Source organism: Winogradskyella thalassocola, from assembly GCF_900099995.1.
In the GTDB taxonomy this organism is placed as follows: Bacteria; Bacteroidota; Bacteroidia; order Flavobacteriales; family Flavobacteriaceae; genus Winogradskyella; species Winogradskyella thalassocola.
Window position 1 is genome coordinate 1658301 of sequence record NZ_FNCZ01000001.1, and the last position, 21040, is coordinate 1679340.

Sequence of the window (21040 nt, forward strand, 5' to 3'; positions counted from 1 at the left end):
AATGCCAGATATAGTACACGTAAAATACCAACAAACAGGAAAAAGTAAAAGTACCAACGAATATGGTATGAGAGAAATGCAACAAAAAGCATTTGAGGCTCGTACTGCTCAATATTTATTAATTAAAGCACCGCCAGCCTCAGGTAAATCGCGTGCCTTAATGTTTATTGGTTTAGATAAATTAATAAATCAAGATATTAAAAAAGTAATTGTAGCAGTTCCAGAAAGGTCTATTGGTAGTTCGTTTGCTAAAACAGAATTAAAGAAGTATGGTTTTTTTGCAGATTGGGAACCTAATCCAAGATATAATTTATGTACGCCTGGTGTAGAAAAAAGTAAAGTAACTGCATTTCTAAATTTTTTAGAAAGTGATGAAAAAATACTAATCTGTACACACGCTACTTTACGTTTTGCATTCGATGCAATAGACGAAAAACAATTAGATGATTGTTTGTTAGCTATAGATGAATTTCATCACGTATCAGTAGATGGAGATAATAAGTTAGGCTTAGTGTTAAGTAGTGTAATGAAAAAATCTTCTGCTCACGTAGTAGCAATGACAGGTTCTTTCTTTAGAGGAGATTCCGTACCTATTTTATTACCAGAAGATGAAGCAAAGTTTACAAAGGTAAAATATGATTATTACCAGCAACTAAATGGCTATAATTATTTAAAATCATTAGGTATTGGCTATCACTTCTATCAAGGGAAATATACTTCTGCTATTCACGAGATATTAGATGAAACTAAAAAGACAATAATTCATATACCAAGTGTAAATTCTGGAGAGTCTGAAAAAGATAAATATGAGGAAGTAAATAGAATTGTTGATGGCATAGGTGAGTTAGACTATCAAGACCCAGATACAGGTGTTCTATATGTGATAAGTAAGGCTACAGGTAAAACATTGAAGATTGCAGATTTAGTTCACGATAATCAAAAGGATAGAGATAAAATACAAGAGTATTTACGTAATGTAAAAAGTGTAGATGATATAGATATTATCATAGCATTAGGTATGGCAAAAGAAGGGTTTGATTGGCCATATTGTGAACACGCTTTAACGGTTGGTTATAGAGGGTCATTAACAGAAATTATTCAAATTATAGGTAGAGCAACAAGAGATAGTGATAATAAATCGCATTCTCAGTTTACTAATTTAATTGCACAACCAGATGCAGAAGATGATTTAGTAAAACTATCGGTAAACAATATGCTAAAAGCTATAACAGCATCATTATTAATGGAACAGGTCTTAGCACCTAATTTTAAATTTAAACCAAAATTTCCAGACGAAGATGATGATGATGATTCAGAAGATGACGATGATACTATAAAAATAAATGGCTTTAAGTTACCAAGTTCACAAAGAGCAAAAGATATTATTGATAGTGATATTAATGACTTAAAAGCAAAAATAATGCAAGATGATACAATGCTAAAAGCAATGCCTGGTAATGTAGATCCTGAAGTTATTAATAAAGTATTGATACCTAAAATTATTAAAGAAACCTATCCTGATTTATCAGATGAAGAAGTAGAAGCTGTTCGTCAACACGTAGTAGTAGATTCTGTAATAAAAAACGGTACTATTGAAGAAGTAGGAGATAAACGTTTTATTCGTATGGCAGATAGTTTTGTAAATATTGATGATATTAATATTGATTTGATAGATACAATCAATCCATTTCAAAAAGCATTTGAGATATTATCTAAATCTGTAACAGCATCAGTATTTAAAGCAATTCAAGAAACTATTGATGCTACAAGAATAACAATGACAGATGAAGAAGCTATTATATTGTGGCCTAAAATAAAAAACTGGATTGCAAAAACAGGAGAGCAACCAAGTATTCAATCTTTCGACCCACAAGAAAGACGTTTAGCAGAAGCAATAATATTTTTAAAAGAGCAAAAGCGTAAAGCCCAAGCAAATGAGTAAAAAGAAAACATTAGCAGATATATTTAATGATGATGAGTTTGGTATTTTAGATTCTAAACCTAAAAACTCTAATGTAAAAACTGAAGATGAACGCTTAATTGAATCGTTCCAAGATATTAATGCCTTTTTTGAAAAGAATAATCGTGAACCAGAAGCAACTAATGTTACTGAGTTTAAACTACTATCAAGATTAAAAGCATTAAGAAAAGATGCTAAAAAAGTAGAGGTTTTAAAACCTTATGATTCACATAATCTTTTAAATACCAAAGAAGAAGTAAAATCAGTAGAAGATATATTAAATGATGATGATTTAGGTATATTAGATACAGATGAAACCTTGTCTATATTTAAGTTGAAGAATGTAAAGAGCGCATCTGAAAGAGCAGAAACTGATTTTACAGCACAGAGAAAAGCGATGAAGGATAAGGAGTTTTTATCTTATGAATCCAAGTTTAAGGCTATACATAAGGAATTACGAGAAGGAAATAGAAAGTTATTCACTTATGAGAATGCAAAAAAGAATTTAAGAGCAGGTTCTTATTACATTTTGAATGGTGTGCTATTGTTTTTGGAAAGCGTAGATATTGAAACTAAAAATGTTTCACTTCCATCAGGAAATAGGCTTCGAGAAGATGGACGTACACGTATTATTTTTGAGAATGGCACTATAAGTAATATGAAGTACCGTTCTTTAGATAAGGCGCTTTTGCATAAGGATAACGATGGTAAAATTGTTTCACATACTGAAGAAGAAATTAATAAAGAATTATTTAATAGTGTAAATTCACTAAATGAGGAAGACGTTAAAACAGGGTGGATATATGTGTTAAGATCAAAGTCTACAAATCCAGATATAGCATCAATTAATGATTTATATAAAATTGGATTTTCATCTATAGATGTAAATGAACGTATTAAAAATGCTTCTAAAGAATCTACTTATTTGTATGCAGATGTTCATTTGCTAGATAAGTACGCTTGTTATAATATAGATTCGCAAAAGTTTGAACATTTACTACATCGCTTTTTTGCAGATGTATGTTTAAATGTTGATGTTTTTGATGATAAAGGAAAAAGAATAACACCAAGAGAATGGTTTGTTGCTCCAAGACTAATTATTGATAAAGTAGTTACATTAATATTGTCAGGAGATATTGTGAAGTATAAATATGACGCTATTAATCATTCGCTTTTAGAAAAATAATATGGTTTTATTTATTTCAGTTTTTATAGTCTTAGCAATCGTATCATTCTTTGTTTCAGTTTTTCTCGTTTTTGATAAATACAATACTTATGGTTTTAAGTTGTTTAAAAACAATTCTAAGATTATAATTTTTTCATTATTCCTGACTTCAATTTGTTCTATATTATTAGTGTTTGCATTGTATAAGACAGATTTTCTTTTAAACAATGCGGATAGAATTAAGACTGATTATAGTAATATAGGTGCTTATGGTGATTTAATAGGCGGGATTTTAAATCCTGTAGTGGCATTTATTGGAATAATAGCGGCATCCTTGGCTTTTTATGTTCAGTACAAGGCTAATACACAAGTTCAAAAACAGTTTCAAATTCAGCAATTCGAATCTCAATTTTATAAAATGTTAGATCTTCATAAAGAGAATATTACTGAAATGAAAGTGACATTTTTTGATCATATTACCTCTGAAGATTTTAAAATTGAGACTAATGAAAAAATTGAATCAGCAAAAACTCTTCACTCTTCTGAGATTTTTAGATCCGTTGAGGGTAGGAAGTTATTTCATGGAATGGTTGGCGAATTGGAAGCAATAATTCAAGTTGTAATAGAGGAATCAAATAAATATTTAGGAAAGGATGTTTCTAATTATCCTAATATATATGAGCATTTGTTAAATTATGCTTATAGAATATTCTTTTTTGGATTGGGTTCGGAACAAGCTTCTATTAGATCATATTTCCAAATGATAGAAGCCGAGACAATTTTTCATCTACTAAGAATTCAAAAGAAGTTTTACGAAAGGCACAAATTGGGAGCAGTAAATAGGCAAAGTGGACATCAATTTAGTTTTTATCCTTTTGAAGGACATGAATCTAGACTATCTCATTACTATAGAAATCTTTATGCAATAGTAAAAATGATAACAGCTAAACATAACGGTGAATATGGAACGAAAGACTATTTCATTGCTAGAAATTATTTGAAAATTTTACGAGCTCAACTTTCTAATTCAGAACAACATCTATTGTATCTAAATTATCGAATTGGTTTTGGTAAAGATTGGAATAGTATAAAACCACGTAACACTAATTATCTTACTACTTATAGAATGATTCATAATATTCCAGTGGATAGAATTACTATCCCTGAAAGTCCAAGAAAACACTTTGAAGCTTATATAAAAGGAAATGAGGTAAGCAGAAAAGACACTCTTTTTGAGTGGGGAGATTACGATTGATAAAAGAGATAAAGTAATAGAAGTTTTTGAGACAAAATAGATGTTTAATAAGTCTAGCTATATAGAATTTATAGTTGGTGAAATCTTTAATAAGAAGAAAACAGATATGAGTATAAAATGGCAATTTGCAGAACATACAGAGCTTAATGATATTGTTGGTTTTAAAGACAATGACATTGAAAAATTTGGTGTAAATCCTGCTAAATCTATAGTGAGAGAGGCTATTCAGAACTCTTGTGATGCATTGGATATAAACAATGGGCAAACACAGGTAGAAGTTGTTATTAAAACAGGTACTATTAAAAAATCAGAGTTGCCAAATTTTAGTGCTATAGAAGGTCACATAAAATCTTGTGTAAATACAGAAAATGATGAAGCGGAAAACAAAGAAATACAACGTCATATAGAAGCTTTTTCTCAAGATTCATATTCCTATTTAGAGATTTCCGACTACAATACAACAGGTATGGGTGAAAAACCCTTTCAAAGTTTAACACAAGGTATCTTTAAATCTACAAAAGCCACATCAGGTTCTCAAGGTAGTAAAGGAGTAGGTAAAGCAGCCTACTATGCCAGTTCATATTTGCGTACCATGCTCGTTTCTACAAGAAATGACGAAGGTAACAGATATCGTGGTGCAGCAAAACTTTCAAATCACGTTAGTCCTTTTGATGTTGGCACTCAATATAATTACAAAGGGTTTTATGGAGATCTTTCTGTAAAACAAAACTCAGAAATTCCATCACTATTTCAACGAGATAAAAAAGGGACATCAGTTTTTGTCATAGGGTTTTGGGATATTGCAGATTTTAGAGGAGAAGTAATTCGTGAGGTTTTACGAAATTATTGGTTTGCTATTGCAGAAGAACAATTAATTGTAAGAGTAGAGGATGAAACTATAAATGCAGAGAGGATTGAAGGTTATATTAATTTTTATTTTAGAGATTATAGAGATTATAAATCAGGTCATAAACAAAACCCAAGATCATTTTTTGAAGTTTATAAAAATGGAACAACTTATACAAAACACATTGCCAATATTGGTAATTGTAAATTATGGTTACATAAAAATGAAGCGTACAATTTAGGAGCAGTTGCAAGATTTAGGCAAACAAAAATGTTGATTTTTAAAGAAAATGATCTAGATGCTGGTTTTGCAGGTATTTTTCTATGTGATAATACAGAGGGAAATGCATTTTTAAAAAACATAGAAAACGATGCACACGATACATGGAACCCTAACTTAAATCACAGCGTCACAGAACAGGCAAAAATAACTTTAGGTGAGATTAAAGAGTTCATTAGAGAAAAATATATACTGTATTCTGGTTTAGGGAATCAAAGCTCTTTTAATATCGATGCGCTAGATAATCTTTTTAGTTTTTCTGGAGGAAATATTGTTAGTAAGCAAAAGAAGGATGGTGATAGAATAAAGCCAGAACCTTCAGAAGACACAAAAGATCGTTTAATTGGAAAGCATTCTTTTAAGGCAATTTATAGTAATGGTAAATATGTTTATCGGCTTATATTCAATTCAAAAAAAGCAGCAAATAATCAAAGATTTAAAATTAGTATTGGAACTGATTCAAGTAAGGATGTTATTAATATTACCAATGCTTCCAATGGTCGTATTGAAGGTAATACTTTAGAATTAGATGTAAAGAAAGGAGAAAACATTGTGAATACTATTGAATTAGATTGCCCTTACTTAGTCGCTCCTTCAATTACAACTTTAAACAAATAAGCTTATGAAGCAAACTACAAATTTCCCATATGATGTAGATGTAACTACGATTAACCTTGTTGATTTACCTCATGAGACAGATTACTTTAAGTACGAAGTGACTTTGCCAGATTACTATATTATGGATGATAAATTTACTGATGTAAATTATAATATTGATCTTATTGCTGAAATCAACTGTTCAGCAACAATGTATAGAAAAGTATTTACAACAAGTGACGATTTAAAACTCATTATTACTATCCCAAGAGATAAAGTAAGCTTAAATTTTACAGTTGATGTGTTATTAGTTTCTAACAAAGAATTTGAATGGGATTCACAAATTTTGCAAAAAGGGATGCCAATTGCACATTTTGGCTCTTTTAAAAAAGATATTGATAATAGGAGTACAGGATTGATTTCATTTGAAACTTCGGAGAGTAATGAATTATTTATATCAACTTCAGACCACACAATAAAAATAAAAATTCCGAAGAAGCAATATGAGTTTTTGTTAAAGAAACAAAACTCATTATTAATTAAAAAGGTACTTACCTCTCAATTTGCACAAATTGCTTTGCTAGAAGCTTGCAAGGAGTTAAAGGAAAACTCAAAAAGAGATAATTTAATATGGTACAAGGAGTTGTTGAATCGATGGAGAAAATTTTCAGGTAGTGATGAGGATTACCCTCAGGAAACGGATCATTTACGATTTGTACAAGATTTGTTAGAAAAGCCAAGTATTAAGTTAATAGATTATTTAATAGCTGAAGAAAAACAAAACCAAGATGAGTAAGATATTTACAACAGAAAGTCTTTCATTATTAAGAGATGAATTTAAGAACTACGAAGCGCTAGATGACTTTTTAGCTAAATATAAAAACGAGACCTTCGATTTTAGTTTAGTAGACTTAGAAGATGATTCTAGTTATCCTGTTTTAAATGAGGAAGCAGTAGATCAATTTTATAGGTCATATAAAAACAATCCTAAAGATGAATTTTCGTTAGCAAAAATTTTATATGAAGCACTTCCCATAAATTCAAATCAAGCATCTAATAATTTGTATTGGTTATACCTTAATCTCGATTCTTTTTTTAGCTACATAAAAGAGCGTTGGATTCAGAAATTGGATGATGATGAGACTGAAGATGATCAGGGTTTGAAAAATGATATAGAAAGGTTTTTCTTGTCCCTTGAGCCATCTCAGAATAGCTTAATGAAGTCGCCAATTGCAGGTTTATGGTGGGCAATTCAATTAACAGTAGATGAAACCCTTGCTGATAAATATTACTACAGCAAAATTTTTCTTTCAGAAAGAAACTTAAGGGATAAAAACATTGGGTCATATCAGTTGATCAGAGATAGAAAAGTACTGCAAGCGGCTTTAGATTTTTACCATAAATATAAAGATGCAGAACTAGATGGTAGAAGAATTGGTTCAGAAGCAATTGCACAGCAAATGATAAAAACTTTAAACCAAATAGGCGGTTTAACAGTATTGAGTTATTTAGAAAAGGATGAAGTGTTTGAAAAATTGGAAGCATATAAAGACACTGTTTTTCAAAGAGCAAGAAAAGTTCAATTAGGTAAAAAAGTATCAAGAAAACGTATAGAAGAAATAAAAAAGAAACAAGAAGGTTTCTTTGCAGGCGAAGAGAGTATTACAAAAGATCCACAAAAAGAGCCTAAAAACCGAATTAAGGGTAGGGCTGAAAATAAAAAACAGACAAAAGAAAAAGCTTTAAAATATTTTAATTTAAGAACTAATGGAGAATATAATTTAACAGGCAATGCTGTTAAAGGTTTTGATTATCAAATGGGAATCGGTAAAAGTTGTAAAAACGGTTACTTACTTATTTGTTATAATGAATCAGGCTATATCAATAGAATAAAGGTTTCAGAATTATTTAAAAAGAAACGTAAACTTTACCAAAATGGCATTTATGGAGGTAATACTATAAATCGAATTTTATTAACTGAGGAGAAAGCTATAATTGGTATTATTTACCATAGTAATGGTTCTAAATACTTTAAGGCATTTCTTACAGATCAATTAAAAAGTAATAATGGCAATGTTGGGCTTCAAGGTTATAAAACAATGAGTGATGAATATGACACTTTAGAATACTTAATGTTACCTATAGAATTAGAAACTAAACTTACTAGACTTATTTTTAAGTCATTTAATGCTACGGGTAAGTCTTTTGATAATTCTACTTACAAAAAAGAGTTTGCAATAATTAATGATTATAGTGACAATGTTGAGTATAATCTTTTTTAATAGTGAATTAGTATGTCAGAGGAAAGAGAATTTATAGTTGGTGGAACTTATAATTGGTATGATCAAAATGTTGCGGCTGGTATTGATTTAATAGAAGCTTTTATAGAGCAGTGTGAAATATCAAATAGCTTTGCTATTACTGAATATCACAAATATAAACAGGTAGAAATAGAAGAATATGAACACGGTGCGAGTATTTCTACTCATTTTAGACTAATTGATGGTGATACGTTTAATGCAGAAGATATTATGATTAATGTTTTTCCTAATATGAATAGGCACTCAACTTTGGTATTAATTATGAGTATGTTTGAAAAAATACTAAAAAATCTATGTGATAGAGTAAATACCTTATTTGAATTAAACAAACCATTTAAAAAAGTAAAACCAAGTTTACTATTAAGCATTAAATATTATTTAACTAATGAAGCAAATCTAGAATCAAATGAAATTTTAGAAAAGCAGTGGAGCGACTTAATGTGTTTGCAATCTATAAGAAATAATATTACTCATAATTTCGGATACCTTGAAGAAGGTAATAAATATGTAACGCGATACATTGATAATAATAAGAACTTAAGTTTGGCAGAGGACAATGAATTTCTTTTGAATCATGAGTTTTTAAAGGATTTAATTCCAAATTTTAGATCGTTTTGTTTGGAATTACAACAAGCGATAAGAGACAAGTCTAAGCGTAATTAATACCAAAACTATGGAAACACATTTTGAAATACTTATTGATGCTTCTGGTAGTATGGGTTTTATGAAAGGAAGCAAAGAACATGAAGATGAATATTTATTGCCAGATCAAAAAAGCACACGTACAGATTTAGTAAAAAAAATATTAATTGAATCGCTTCTCAATAATTTGTCTTTTGTTGAAATATTAGAAATTTCTTCATTCCGAAATAGCTATAATTTCGACGCAAAGGGAAATAGAAAAAAAAGTTATAAATGGGAAGTAAATAAAGAAGGTGTTAAAGAATATGTATGGTATTATCCTATGCCACACAAGTTACACCCAGTTTACAAAGATGGTTACAATAAAGAATCAATTATTACTGCAATTAATTCAATTAAAAACCCTGAAATTGGAGGTACACCACTATGGTGGGCTTTATCTGTAACTATACATAAACCAGTTAATAAACTGAATATTTTGATTTTAAGTGATGGTGATGCTAATGATAAAGAAAATTTTGACGAAGAAATTTTAAGCCTAATAAAAGAGAAAAAGAAGGACTGTACAATTCATTTTATCGGTATAGCTCAAGACGATGTGGCTTTAAAGAAATCTAAAAATTTAGCAGAAAAAACAGGTGGTATTTATACCAATTTAAAGGCTTTAAATTATGATAAGGATGCATTAAATGTGCTGTTGTCTAAATTAAATACCACAATAGTAGCTAAGGCTTTAGATGATAATATAAAAGAAACCCAATCTATTGCAGCAATCAGCATAATTGAAAAACCTAAAATAGAAGGCAGAGAAAAAATTGTTGAAGACAAAAAGGTACTAGCAGAAGAAAAAGCAGCAGTCGCAGAAACTGACTCAACTGTTTTAGAAAAGCAAGTGCATAAAAACACAACATCTTTAGAATATATTTCTGGTCAATTAAACAATATTTTGAGCCTTTTACACTCCAATGATCAAATTGAGGATGATGTTGTAGTAGTAGAAAACAAAATACATAATGAACGCATTGGTCGTTCAGCTGAAGAGTATTTATATGAAAAATTGCAAGAGCTTTTTAAGCGTGATTCTATTAAAGTGACTTGGTTAAACGAAAATGGAGAGCAAGGTAAGCCTTATGATTTTTTAGTGGAAAATGATAAAGACACATTTTATTATGAGTGCAAAGGATCAGCTTCTGATTTAAATGAATTTCAATTGACCAAAAATGAGTGGGATTTCTATTTAGAGAACAAAGGAAAATATAGGTTGTGTTTTGTGAAAAATGTAGATTCTATTCCGCAATATGTGCGTTTTATGGATTTACTAAAAGATATGGAATCTTGTCAACTAATTCCATGTACCAAACAAAACAAAGCTTATAAAGCTAATAGAGTTGTGTTTACAATTAATAATTCAAAGATAACATGGATTTAATTTTAGGTAATTACCAGGATAATATAAAATGCGATTCCATTTATTTAATAACAGCAAAAAGAATAAGTGAAACAACTAAGCAAAGTCAAAAACTCTCAGAGCTTCGCGATTGGTTTTTACCTATGTTAATGAATGGGAAGGTTACTGTTGGAGAGGCACAGCAAGAGTTGGGTATGGTTGCTGAGGAAAGTGAAAAATATAATTAAAAATATGTTTATAGCAGCTTTACATATAGAAAATCATTTTTTGTTTGAGGAACCGCAAACAATAAATTTTGGAGGTAAATATATTTATGATTTTAGAGACCCTTTTAATATGAAAAGGACTCTAAATGAAAAATACATTCCTAACTTTTATGCCGAAGATACAGTTGAATTAGTTTCTGCTATAGTGGGTGAAAATGGTGCGGGTAAAACCACTTTATTGAAAACTATTTTAGATATTATTCATGGTAAAAGTGGTAGTTCAGATTTCATTATTGTTATGGAGTATGATGATTATGCTTTAATTCATAATACAATCCCAATTCATCCTTCGAATATTTCATTTGACACACGACAATATAGTGCTGTAACAGAGACCATTTATTATTCACCTTTTTTAGATTTTAAAGAACCATTACCGGGTATTGATTTAAGTTATGATAGTATTTTAGAGGAAGATTTAGATGATATGTCTTTTTTGTTCCAAGCTAGTAACACAGTTATACCTTCCAGAAGACTTAAAACGAAAAATGCTTTACGCCAGTTGGAGTTTCAATATTCTGACTATGGCAAGTCTTTGGCTGAATCATTTAGTTATCCAGTTTTTAACAGGAGTAAAATTACTTTCACAAGACATAAAATAGAAGTAGATCGTGAAACTAATAAAATTCAATTTCATAATACGCCTTTTGATTTACAGTTTGTATTACAACCTTTGTTTGAATATATACAATATGAAGCGAAAGAAATAAATGAAAAAAGAGTAAATGATAATTTTCAAAAAGATTTATTTAAGAATTATATTATTATGGATATTCTTTGCTTATTTATTAAGCAAATGGAAAAAACAAATGATTATTTAACTGAAGGGCATATAAGTATAAAACAAAAAGAGTTTGTTGAAAAGCTTAAAGGTTTAAATTCAACTGAAGCATTGTTTTTGTTTTTAGATATTCACTTTTACAATATAAATTCAACTAAACAAAAGTTACTGCCAATTGAGGAGACAAAAACTTTTATTATTTATTTGTTTGAAATAATTGATGATTTAGAGAACGATTTTTTTAATTGGAATGATAAGGCAATTTATCTTGAAAAAGAAAAAACACAAGAAATCATTCTATTTCATAATAAATTTTTAAATGAAATAGATAAATACTATTTAGGTGTTGAAGAGAAAACTGGAGAGGTGCTTTTTGAAAAAAGAAATCGAATAGAAGGGATTATTAATTTTGAGCCTTCAGATAAGAGTTTAAGTTCAGGAGAGAACGCACTTCTAAATTTTTACTCAAGAATATATGATTATTTTAAGACTAATATGATTGATGTTCCAACTGTAAGTAAGGCTGAATTTTATCTAATATTTTTAGATGAAGCTGATTTAGGGTTTCATCCAAAATGGAAAAAAAAGTTTGTAAAGGAAACAATTAATTTTATAAAAGAATTTTTCAAAAGCCTTGATCTTCGGGTTCAAATAATTTTCACAACTCATGATCCATTAACACTGTCAGATATACTCAATTATAACATAGTTTACCTGGAAGAGCTGGATAACAAAAAAACAGTAGTTGATAAAGATGTAAACCCTAAAAGGTCATTTGGGGCTAACATAACTGATTTACTTGCTGATTCTTTTTTTATTGAAGACGGTTTAATCGGTCATTTTGCGAAGGATAAAATTAACGAAACAATTCAATGGCTCAATTACAAAAAATTGGATTTAGAAGTTGAGGAATTAAAAAAGAATAGACCATTAGGTGACTACCTTAATCTAGAGGTTGCTAAAATTGAAGAGTTATCTAATTTAAAAGCTGATATCAGAAATGATAATTCATATTATCACGAGAGACTAATTTCTTTAATTGATGAACCAATTCTAAAAACCAAATTAATGGAAATGTATTCAGAAGTATATGGTGAAAATAATAAGGAGTCAGAAATAGAACTTAAAAGACTAGCTGATAAATTGGGATACAATATTTCCCCTAAATCTTATAGGGAATGATTTATATAGATGATGGTAAACAAAATATTATTAAAGCTAAAAATCGGCACAATAAAGTTGTTTCTGAGTATATTTCAAGATATCATTTAAAACCCAATACAGATATAAACCGATTTATTAAAAATAATCTTGATCGCTTGATAAATGGAACCCCAGATGAATTATTTTTCTTAAATAAAAATTTTTATGACGGATTAAGACATTATAGCTATAATGAATATTTAATTTATTTAAATGCTCCGAAAATAGGAGGGACAGCAATCGAAATTGCTAAAAAAAAGAAATACTATAGACTTCATAAAAGAGTTGAAAAAAAAATTAATTATTCTAATTGGTTTATAACTAGTAAAAAACATTATGATTACGCTCTTGCAGAGAATTTAAATATTCCTTCTTGTACTTATTGTAATAGGATATACACTAATACAATGAAAACAGAAAAGGGGAAAAAAGTAATGCGCCCTCAATTTGATCATTGGTTTCCTAAAAGTAAGTTTCCAATATTAGCTTTATCTTTTTATAATTTAATTCCAAGCTGTAGTGTTTGTAATAGTTCTGCAAAATCTGATACAATATTTTATTTAGATAAACATTTGCACCCTTATGTTGATAGTGATGTATCAGACCGTTTTAATTTTTCCTATGACTATTTTAAATCATTAGACAAATACAATGTCAAAATTAGTCATAGATATGGAGATACAAAAGCTTTTAAAACCTTTTCAGATATGAACCTTGAAACTATGTTTAATGCACATATTTCAGAATTACAGGATTTGATAAGTATAAAAAAAGCTTATTCTAAAAGCTATATACTTAATATGATTAATGCTTATCCAAAAGCAAACTTATCTTATGATGGTGTATACAGATTAGCCTTTGGGACAGAATTTAAAGAAGAAGATTTTTATAAAAGACCTTTTAGTAAATTTAAGAAAGACATACTAACTGAACTAAAACTTATTTAAACACAAACTAGTTATGAATAAATACGGACAAGCAGTTTTAAAAGCAGTAAAAAATTATAAAGATTCTTCCCCTATTACAGAAATCTACGCTAGAGCTGCAAAAGAGATATTTTTTGATTCAATAAGTTCACAAGAAAAAGGTTGTCCGAAAGCCACATTTTTAGGTTTGTGTGAAGCTGGTTTGGTAAAAGGAATACCTAAAGGGAAGTATACAAAATCTGTTAAGAATAAAAAATATGCTATTGATGCAATTAAAATATTAAAGCAGGCAGATACAAAAACGTTTACGTCAAAAGAATTATGGGCAGAATTAAATCTAGGAGATAAAAAAACTAACTCTCAAATGGATGTTGTTTTGGTTCTATGGAATGAGGGGTTGATCGTGAAGTAAGAATATGTTTAGTTTTAACAAAAGAACTAATGAGTACATTAGAAATCATAAAACAAAAAGCTATTTAAAATTTTTTCACAATCCGATAATAATAGAAAGGCAGTTGGTTGGGAATTATACAAAACCAGAAAAACTTAGGAAAAGACCAATAGCAAAGTATACGTGAGATATTGCTGGGCAACTGAAATTGATTAAATAACTTATGAGCATAACTCTACTACAAACCAATCAAGTTAAAGCACCTTATTTAGGTAAACCACATTATCCTATTACTGGGTTAGATAAATTAGGGTTAAAAATTACAACAATTTAGTAGGTTAAAACCAGTTTCAGAAACATCAATAAATCAAACTGATAGAAACAGGAAATAATTCATCAGAACTGAATGAATATTTGAATTAAAAATTTCTGAGCCTAATATAATCACAGTTAAGACTAGAGGTTGTTTTTAGTAAAAGCAGAAAATACATATCCAAAAATTACAGAAAGACCTAAAGAATGGGTATAAAGGATTGATATTTCCAATAATGTTAGAGGCCTAGCAATGCTTTGGATTATTAACTTTTATAAATACTTTCTTTATGATATACCAGATTTGTAATAGCTAGTTTATGTTTTTCATGCAGTTTTAAAATGCCATCAATACCAATTAGGCTATTATCATTTTCAATTGAGAATACCCCTTTGTCTAACATTACATGATGATTAGGGCACAAGCATAAGAGATTGTCAGTATTATCATTTCCATTATGGGGCTTTCCAAGTGGCTTAATATGTGCTCCCTCTGCATATCTTCCTGATTTAGTAATTATTGTAGTGCCACAAACTTGGCATTCATAATTATAAAGTTTTTTGATGTCGTGAGCTAGTTTAGTGTCACGAAAGATTCTTAAAACGGTACTAGAAATTCTTTTCTTTTCTCTATTTTCATAATCAAGTTCAATGTCTTCAATAGCTTTTCGTTTTTCATGTAATCCACTATATACAAGACGAACCTGACAGATTTTAAAACCACTTTTCCCTACTTTTTGCCAAGAGTCGACAACACTAAATATACCAGCATATAAATATCCAGTTTTAGGGGAATACTCTGATTTATGTTTTGAGCCTCTAATTACGCGCACAGGTAAACCTTCATTCATGCTTCGCAGTAAGCCGGCATTTCCCGTATTACTCCATGTTTGGTCTTCAATTTGCTGTTTACTATTTGGATCATTCCCTCCGGCCCCTGTATAGATTATTTCATCTCCTAAATCTTTGTCATCTTCATAACCACCGGAAAGCACTATTGCTGCAGTTCCTTCTTTTCCATTACCATCGATACCAGCGGCCCATTTTCGATGAAAACTTGTCGGCATCATCTCTTTTCTGCCTTCAAAAAAATCACCTTCTTGTATTCCTTTAATTTCTCCGAATATTATAGGTCTCGACATATTTTATATTTTTTTACTTCCTGATTCAATTAAAACAATAAATGTATTATCTAAAGACTTATCATTTGGTATATAGATAATTAAGCCATCTCTACCTCTTGTTAATAGAACACGGTAGCTATTGCTTCTTAAAGTTTTTGATTTTTTTGCTTTGTTATTTGGTTTATTATCTATCCACTCGTTGTTATAAATCCAATCTTTATCCCATGCTAATATAGGCATATCTAATTCTAATCCTTGACATGCAAATTCTGTGACAACATTAGTTAAGTTTCGACAATAATTTGAGTGCTTTTCATCGGCATAATACCGAGCAACTTGTAAGGATTTTGTTGAATTATAATCATTATTAACTCCGTATTTAGGCAGAATAATGCTTTTTGAACTTGCAATTAGACCATACGTTTTATTCGGTTCATCGATATACTTATTTTTAACATGATTTTTAGCTGTATTTAGATCTCTTGTAACATAAACAGGATAATCGTTATCAAAGAGGTTTTCCATTAATTTCTTGGCTTCTTCAATTTTATTTTCAAGGAGATTGTCAACCCATTTTTGTAATGTTATGGCTTGATGCGTTCTCAAAGAAGTGGTTAAATCGAACGAATCAATATTTTCGACTTTTGAGCCTTCAAAATATCCGTTAAGTTTTTTTGGACAAAATACCTTCCAAGTTTTATAGGATTGTTTAACAGCATCAGCCCATAATTTCATTCCACTTTCTTCTCCCAAGTGTATTTCTTGACCTTCACCAATCAGGCCAATTAGTAGGCAGCTAGATCTTTTATTTCCTACATTTATAAAATCTGTTGGTTCTGAATTGCTGTTTTTTCTATGTAAGCTTGCTTTTTCACTGTCCCAAGCTCTTTGAGCTTCATCATAAATGATTATATGTTCTGATGGAACCATCGTTGATGATGCATAATCTCTCAGAAAATCATGGACTCCTTTTATGAAATGGGTGTTGCCTAAGCTGTATTGTAAGACTTGAACTAGAGGTCCGTTTCCTGATAAAAAAACAGAAGCCTGCTTTTTGTTTAACATATCTGTTTCGTGAACCAATTGTAAGCCTACCAAAGTTTTACCGGCACCAGGAACTCCAGTAATGAGAGCTAAATAATGAGAGTTTTCCTCAGTAGCCTGTATGGAAATTTCTTTAAGCTTCTTAATTGTTATTGGAATACCTGCACTCAAAGCTTGTTTAATTTGTGGGAATTCTTTCGTTTTAAATAGGAGTTGAGCAGATTGAATTAATGAAGGTAAGGGGGCATAATTGCTATAATACCAATCGCTAATTTTTTCAAAGCTATTGGTGATCAGATTGCGCAATATTAGGTGGAGTTTATCTCCAGAGACTATTTGAACTCCATCTGTTTTTCTAGAAATATTCTTAGCTGATGCCAAAACTAAAAATGGAATAACAGTTAGGTCATGTGACTGCTCATGATAATTTCGCAAGTCTCTTGCATAATGCTTTGCTTGGTCTATTTGTGCCTGATTTTCTTCTGAATACCCCTTAAACTCTAATACAATTAATTTTTTATCACTAAGTAGTAATACGTCTGGTCTCCGTCCTCTCTCGCGAGGTAATTCATATTCGAAAATACAGTAGACACTATTTGCTAGCTCTTGTGCTAATTTAAGATTTGTAAACTCTCTCTTTAGAATATTATAACAATCAAACCACGCTTTTCTTTGTGAATAACTTGCTTTTTCGTTCATACAAGCGATGTGATGATCTTTTAATCGATTACCCCAATCAGCTACTTCCACATCAAGGAAAGATTGAATTGTATATACAGTATTATCGTATTTGTTAATTAGCATTCATGACTTTTATAAAAGGAAGATCCGCAGGTGCAAATTCATAATTATCTAATTCATTTTTCAAAACCCATAAATATTGATCATGGTCACTTAGGGTTATTTCGCCTGATTTTATCTCGCAGAAATAGGCTTTTAAGTTTATTGTTATATTTCCATAATTATGAATGTTATTCATAAAGAACTCTTTTACATTTATCGTAATTCCGAGTTCTTCCTGTAGTTCTCTATATAAGCACTCTTCATCTGTTTCTCCTTCTTCAATTTTACCACCAGGAAACTCCCATAAACCTCCAAGATGCTTGTGAGGGGATCGTCTAGCAATAAAAATTTTGTTGTCTTTTTGGATTATGGCTGCAGCGACTAGAATTGATTTTAAGTTCTGTGGCATATTAGATGTATAGGTGGTATAATAATAGTTAAGATGTTAATTTGCATGAGCCTTTGCGTGATTAAGCATCTAATCTAGTAAAATAAAACTGAATGAAAAATTCGCAATGATTTTTTTAAAGCAAAATAGAATCAGGTAATTAATTTTAAGAGGTTTAAACGAGGAGTATAATATGTTTTTCCTTGAAAAGGAATAAAATAAATAATTTGATTTTCTGGACATAAGTTCCTTTGCTATTAATAAATGAGATGGTTATATTCAACGCTTATATAATATTAATACTACTAAAGGACAAAATATGATAGATTTAATTGGGGATGTGCACGGACATGCTGACGAACTAGAGCAATTACTTAAAGAGCTTGGGTATTCAAAAAGAGACAACTATTATTCACACACTAGTAGGAAAGTTTTATTTGTAGGGGACTATATTGATAGAGGAACAAAGAACAGAGAAACTTTAGAAATTGTAAAACAAATGGTAGATAATGGAAGTGCTATTGCCCTAATGGGCAATCATGAATACAATGCTATTTGTTTCCATCTTAAAGATTATGATAATGGTGGACATTTACGAGAACATTCAATAAAGAATATTCTCCAACATTATGATACACTTGAACAGTTTAAAAATCGACAAGAAGAATTTGAAATGTATATTGAGTGGTTTAAAACACTCCCATTATTTTACGAATCAGAAGCGTTCAGGGCCGTTCATGCGAGTTGGGATTATAAAAGTATTGATTACCTAAAGAAGAATTTAAATAATAATCGGCTAACAGATGATTTAATTCGTCAATCTGAAATTGAAAAAGGGGAATTGCATGAAGCTATTGAGAACACTTTAAAAGGCAAGGAAATTCCATTGCCAAAAAACATGTCTTTTTTAGATAATGATGGCAATAAACGAGATGATATTAGAATTAAATGGTGGGAAGATCCATCAGGAATGACTTATAAGGAAATAAGTGTTCAAGACATAGACGGTCTTTCAAATGAGGTGCTTGATTTTTCACAAATAAATGATTTAGACTTTTATAGAAAAGACGACAAGAGTGTTTTCTTTGGGCATTATTGGTTAAAAGAAAAAACTCCATCTTTATTGAAACATAATGTCTGTTGTTTAGATTATAGCGTTGCAAAAAACAACGGAGCTTTAGTAGCATATAGTATTGATAATGAGTTAACACTAGATGACCAAAAGTTCACTTATATAGAGAGGATTAAAAATGACTAAAGATTCTATCGCTCCGTTTCTTATTTAGTTATGGAGCGATCATCAAATTCAAATCACGAGAATTGTGGTTGATATTTTTATATGTATTATGATGTTTCTTTTTTGCTTTTTTTTTTTTTTTTTTTTTTGGGGATTATTAAGGATTTATCTAATTTATATACTGAGGTTAAATGTAAAACTTAATTAAGCTGTATTGATGTTATACGTTAAAGATTATTAAATTAGTCTTAGACTAAAGTTATAGCTTATGTCAGAAACTAATAAAGTAATAAAGCTGTCAAGAAAAGAACTATACGATTTGGTATGGTCTAAGCCAGTGTCTAAAATTATTCAAGAGTATCCTATAAAAATTACTGCTTTTAAACGGTTGTGTAAGGAGAACAATATCCCACTTCCTAAAAATGGCTATTGGGTTAAATTAAAACATCATAAAAAAGTCGAAATAATCCCTTTGCCTAAAATGGATAAGGAAAATGTGACAATTTTTCTTTTAGTAAAAGGTCTGGAATTATCAGAGAATAATCTGTTAATACAAGAAATTAAAGACGATAAAAGTTTAACGTCATCTGTGTCTAAAAAACTATTTAAACCTGATGAAATAGTAATTAGAACAAGAGATTATTATAGTAAAAGAAGAAAAACCAGATATCCAAGATCTACAAAGATACCGAAGGAAGGAATTTTTAGCTTAAATGTTTCTGAAGCAGTTGAAAAACGTGCCTTTAGATTTATAGATGCCTTGATAAAACTCGTTCGTAAAAGAGGTCATGATTTAAAAATTATTACAGGTCATAAGTACTATAATTACAACGGAACAAAGCTTATTGTTTTTGGTGAAGATTTTGATATAAGATTAAGAGAAGTAAATAAACGCGTCATTGAAGAAAATGAAAGAGGGTGGAAGGAGTCTAAATATTTCCCAACAGGAAAGTTATGTTTAAAGATTGATGAGTATCCAAGGTATGAATGGACTGATACTAAGACAAAAACGTTAGAAGATAAACTACCTAATATTTTAGCCTATTTTGAACTTCGGTCAAAACGAGAAAAAGAAGAACGTATTGAGAGAGAGATAAGGCATAAAGAATATGAACGAAAAAAGAGAATTGAAGAAGAGTTTAATGCCAAGAGAAAAAAAGAGTTAGAAGCATTTAAGTCTGTTATAGATCATTCAAGTAGATGGCAAAAAGCTATGGACTTACGAAACTACATTCAAACTATAGAGTCTAATGCTATAAAGAATGGAAAGCTGACTCAAGAGCTTAAGGATTGGTTGCAATGGATTAAAGATAAAGCAGATTGGTATGATCCTTTAATAGAGAAAGAGGATGAGTTGTTTAGAGGTGTGGATCGGGATTCAATCTGAGTATAGATTTTTAAAATTCACCAATATTGATGTCTTTTTTATCAGCTAATATTAATATATAATCATGAAGGTATAGTAATGCTATTTGATTTTGTGAAATACTATTAAATTATTACATTGCTAGGCTAAAACAGTCAGTATATGCTTACAAAATATTTTTATTTTTCATTATTATCTTGTTTAATCCTTTTTAGTTGTATTAGTGATGACGATACATTGATTGATTTAAATGGTTCATTACTAATTGAAAAAGAAAATTCTCTTACTGCTCAAGAAAAGATAAGAGAATTGCTAATTCTAACGGAAGGTGATTACGCTCAGCTTGCTTGTATTTTTAATTGTTCTCCAAGTAGTCTTAAACGGTTGTATGAAAGTGAAACTTTTGCAACGCCAGAGGCTGAAAAGGAAATTAATGGACACTATAATTACTTTATTACTAATAAAAATAGTTTAGATGACTTTAAAGCTGACTGTGCTACTTATAAATGGTATCATCATGTAAACATTTTTATGTCTAATTGGTGGTTTTGGGTTATAATAATCATCATTTGCGTCTTAATAGCAGAAAGTACTGAAGGTCTTTGGGTTGTAATAATATTTCTTAGCATAATCATTTATATTGTGGCATTGCTATTTTGTGTGTTTAATGGTGAACCAAATTTTGCAGAAAACACTGATAACTATATTAATGTTATGGATACATTATGGGAAACTAAAATTTAAT

Annotated in this window: 18 protein-coding genes; 15 read left to right on the top strand and 3 right to left on the bottom strand. The window is 29.9% G+C overall.

What is annotated here, in order from left to right:
- Nucleotide 1 precedes the first annotated feature (1 nt).
- Genes BLT80_RS06825 through BLT80_RS06880 form a run of 12 tightly spaced genes read left to right on the top strand, consistent with a single transcriptional unit; the run spans nt 2 to nt 14062 of the window.
- The gene (locus BLT80_RS06825; RefSeq protein WP_092466808.1) at nt 2–1942 is read left to right on the top strand and encodes a DEAD/DEAH box helicase; all 1941 of its coding nucleotides are present in this window, start codon (nt 2–4) and stop codon (nt 1940–1942) included.
- Entirely contained in the window at nt 1935–3146 is a 1212-nt protein-coding gene (locus BLT80_RS06830; protein WP_092466809.1) for a GIY-YIG nuclease family protein, read from the top strand. Before BLT80_RS06825 ends, BLT80_RS06830 begins: the two co-directional genes overlap by 8 nt.
- A gap of 1 nt (nt 3147) precedes the next feature.
- A complete protein-coding gene (locus BLT80_RS06835) occupies nt 3148–4380 on the top strand; it encodes a putative phage abortive infection protein (RefSeq protein ID WP_092466810.1) in 1233 nt (410 codons plus the stop codon).
- A 40-nt stretch (nt 4381–4420) separates the two neighbouring features.
- A complete protein-coding gene (locus BLT80_RS06840; RefSeq protein WP_092466811.1) occupies nt 4421–6124 on the top strand; it encodes a hypothetical protein in 1704 nt (567 codons plus the stop codon).
- Between the two features lie 4 nt (nt 6125–6128).
- A complete protein-coding gene (locus tag BLT80_RS06845) occupies nt 6129–6899 on the top strand; it encodes a hypothetical protein (RefSeq protein ID WP_092466812.1) in 771 nt (256 codons plus the stop codon).
- Nucleotides 6892–8385 (top strand): DUF6339 family protein, encoded by a 1494-nt coding sequence (locus BLT80_RS06850; RefSeq protein ID WP_092466813.1) that lies wholly within the window; start codon nt 6892–6894, stop codon nt 8383–8385. The genes BLT80_RS06845 and BLT80_RS06850 overlap by 8 nt, the downstream gene beginning before the upstream one ends.
- A gap of 12 nt (nt 8386–8397) precedes the next feature.
- Complete coding sequence (locus tag BLT80_RS06855) at nt 8398–9087, top strand: hypothetical protein (RefSeq protein WP_092466814.1); 690 nt, start codon at nt 8398–8400, stop codon at nt 9085–9087.
- Nucleotides 9088–9097: 10 nt separating this feature from the next.
- The gene (locus BLT80_RS06860) at nt 9098–10495 is read left to right on the top strand and encodes a protein NO VEIN domain-containing protein (RefSeq protein WP_092466815.1); all 1398 of its coding nucleotides are present in this window, start codon (nt 9098–9100) and stop codon (nt 10493–10495) included.
- Nucleotides 10486–10701, top strand: a complete 216-nt coding sequence (locus BLT80_RS06865; protein WP_092466816.1) for a hypothetical protein — start codon at nt 10486–10488, stop codon at nt 10699–10701. The genes BLT80_RS06860 and BLT80_RS06865 overlap by 10 nt, the downstream gene beginning before the upstream one ends.
- Before the next feature lie 4 nt (nt 10702–10705).
- Nucleotides 10706–12703, top strand: coding sequence for an AAA family ATPase (locus BLT80_RS06870; protein ID WP_175455554.1), 1998 nt, complete (start codon nt 10706–10708; stop codon nt 12701–12703).
- Nucleotides 12700–13671, top strand: coding sequence for a hypothetical protein (locus BLT80_RS06875; RefSeq protein WP_092466818.1), 972 nt, complete (start codon nt 12700–12702; stop codon nt 13669–13671). Before BLT80_RS06870 ends, BLT80_RS06875 begins: the two co-directional genes overlap by 4 nt.
- A 13-nt stretch (nt 13672–13684) precedes the next feature.
- Nucleotides 13685–14062 (top strand): DUF6979 family protein, encoded by a 378-nt coding sequence (locus BLT80_RS06880; protein ID WP_092466819.1) that lies wholly within the window; start codon nt 13685–13687, stop codon nt 14060–14062.
- A gap of 557 nt (nt 14063–14619) precedes the next feature.
- On the opposite strand, the gene BLT80_RS06885 is transcribed toward BLT80_RS06880, so the two are convergent.
- The 3 genes from BLT80_RS06885 to mutT are packed head-to-tail and all read right to left on the bottom strand — an operon-like array spanning nt 14620 to nt 17713.
- Nucleotides 14620–15495: a YDG/SRA domain-containing protein gene (locus BLT80_RS06885; protein WP_092466820.1), complete on the bottom strand. Its 876-nt coding sequence runs from the start codon at nt 15493–15495 to the stop codon at nt 14620–14622.
- Between the two features lie 3 nt (nt 15496–15498).
- Nucleotides 15499–17325 (bottom strand): DNA/RNA helicase domain-containing protein, encoded by a 1827-nt coding sequence (locus BLT80_RS06890; protein ID WP_092466821.1) that lies wholly within the window; start codon nt 17323–17325, stop codon nt 15499–15501.
- Complete coding sequence (gene mutT / locus BLT80_RS06895) at nt 17315–17713, bottom strand: 8-oxo-dGTP diphosphatase MutT (protein ID WP_092466822.1); 399 nt, start codon at nt 17711–17713, stop codon at nt 17315–17317. Before mutT ends, BLT80_RS06890 begins: the two co-directional genes overlap by 11 nt.
- A gap of 298 nt (nt 17714–18011) precedes the next feature.
- On the opposite strand from mutT, the gene BLT80_RS06900 reads away from it, so the two are divergent.
- The 3 genes from BLT80_RS06900 (at nt 18012) to BLT80_RS06910 (ending at nt 21039) form a co-directional block, all read left to right on the top strand.
- Nucleotides 18012–18950 carry a metallophosphoesterase gene (locus tag BLT80_RS06900; RefSeq protein WP_092466823.1) on the top strand — a complete coding sequence of 313 codons (939 nt, stop codon included), beginning with the start codon at nt 18012–18014 and terminating at the stop codon, nt 18948–18950.
- Between the two features lie 247 nt (nt 18951–19197).
- Nucleotides 19198–20316 (top strand): hypothetical protein, encoded by a 1119-nt coding sequence (locus BLT80_RS06905; RefSeq protein WP_092466824.1) that lies wholly within the window; start codon nt 19198–19200, stop codon nt 20314–20316.
- Nucleotides 20317–20457: 141 nt separating this feature from the next.
- Nucleotides 20458–21039, top strand: a complete 582-nt coding sequence (locus tag BLT80_RS06910; RefSeq protein WP_092466825.1) for a hypothetical protein — start codon at nt 20458–20460, stop codon at nt 21037–21039.
- Nucleotide 21040: the final 1 nt, after the last annotated feature.

Bases quoted from the DNA above. Each gene is read 5' to 3' on its own strand.
- BLT80_RS06825 (WP_092466808.1), top strand. From the start codon at position 2: ATGCCAGATATAGTACACGTAAAATACCAACAAACAGGAAAAAGTAAA.
- BLT80_RS06830 (WP_092466809.1), top strand. From the start codon at position 1,935: ATGAGTAAAAAGAAAACATTAGCAGATATATTTAATGATGATGAGTTT.
- BLT80_RS06835 (WP_092466810.1), top strand. From the start codon at position 3,148: ATGGTTTTATTTATTTCAGTTTTTATAGTCTTAGCAATCGTATCATTC.
- BLT80_RS06840 (WP_092466811.1), top strand. From the start codon at position 4,421: ATGTTTAATAAGTCTAGCTATATAGAATTTATAGTTGGTGAAATCTTT.
- BLT80_RS06845 (WP_092466812.1), top strand. From the start codon at position 6,129: ATGAAGCAAACTACAAATTTCCCATATGATGTAGATGTAACTACGATT.
- BLT80_RS06850 (WP_092466813.1), top strand. From the start codon at position 6,892: ATGAGTAAGATATTTACAACAGAAAGTCTTTCATTATTAAGAGATGAA.
- BLT80_RS06855 (WP_092466814.1), top strand. From the start codon at position 8,398: ATGTCAGAGGAAAGAGAATTTATAGTTGGTGGAACTTATAATTGGTAT.
- BLT80_RS06860 (WP_092466815.1), top strand. From the start codon at position 9,098: ATGGAAACACATTTTGAAATACTTATTGATGCTTCTGGTAGTATGGGT.
- BLT80_RS06865 (WP_092466816.1), top strand. From the start codon at position 10,486: ATGGATTTAATTTTAGGTAATTACCAGGATAATATAAAATGCGATTCC.
- BLT80_RS06870 (WP_175455554.1), top strand. From the start codon at position 10,706: ATGTTTATAGCAGCTTTACATATAGAAAATCATTTTTTGTTTGAGGAA.
- BLT80_RS06875 (WP_092466818.1), top strand. From the start codon at position 12,700: ATGATTTATATAGATGATGGTAAACAAAATATTATTAAAGCTAAAAAT.
- BLT80_RS06880 (WP_092466819.1), top strand. From the start codon at position 13,685: ATGAATAAATACGGACAAGCAGTTTTAAAAGCAGTAAAAAATTATAAA.
- BLT80_RS06885 (WP_092466820.1), bottom strand. From the start codon at position 15,495: ATGTCGAGACCTATAATATTCGGAGAAATTAAAGGAATACAAGAAGGT.
- BLT80_RS06890 (WP_092466821.1), bottom strand. From the start codon at position 17,325: ATGCTAATTAACAAATACGATAATACTGTATATACAATTCAATCTTTC.
- mutT (WP_092466822.1), bottom strand. From the start codon at position 17,713: ATGCCACAGAACTTAAAATCAATTCTAGTCGCTGCAGCCATAATCCAA.
- BLT80_RS06900 (WP_092466823.1), top strand. From the start codon at position 18,012: ATGATAGATTTAATTGGGGATGTGCACGGACATGCTGACGAACTAGAG.
- BLT80_RS06905 (WP_092466824.1), top strand. From the start codon at position 19,198: ATGTCAGAAACTAATAAAGTAATAAAGCTGTCAAGAAAAGAACTATAC.
- BLT80_RS06910 (WP_092466825.1), top strand. From the start codon at position 20,458: ATGCTTACAAAATATTTTTATTTTTCATTATTATCTTGTTTAATCCTT.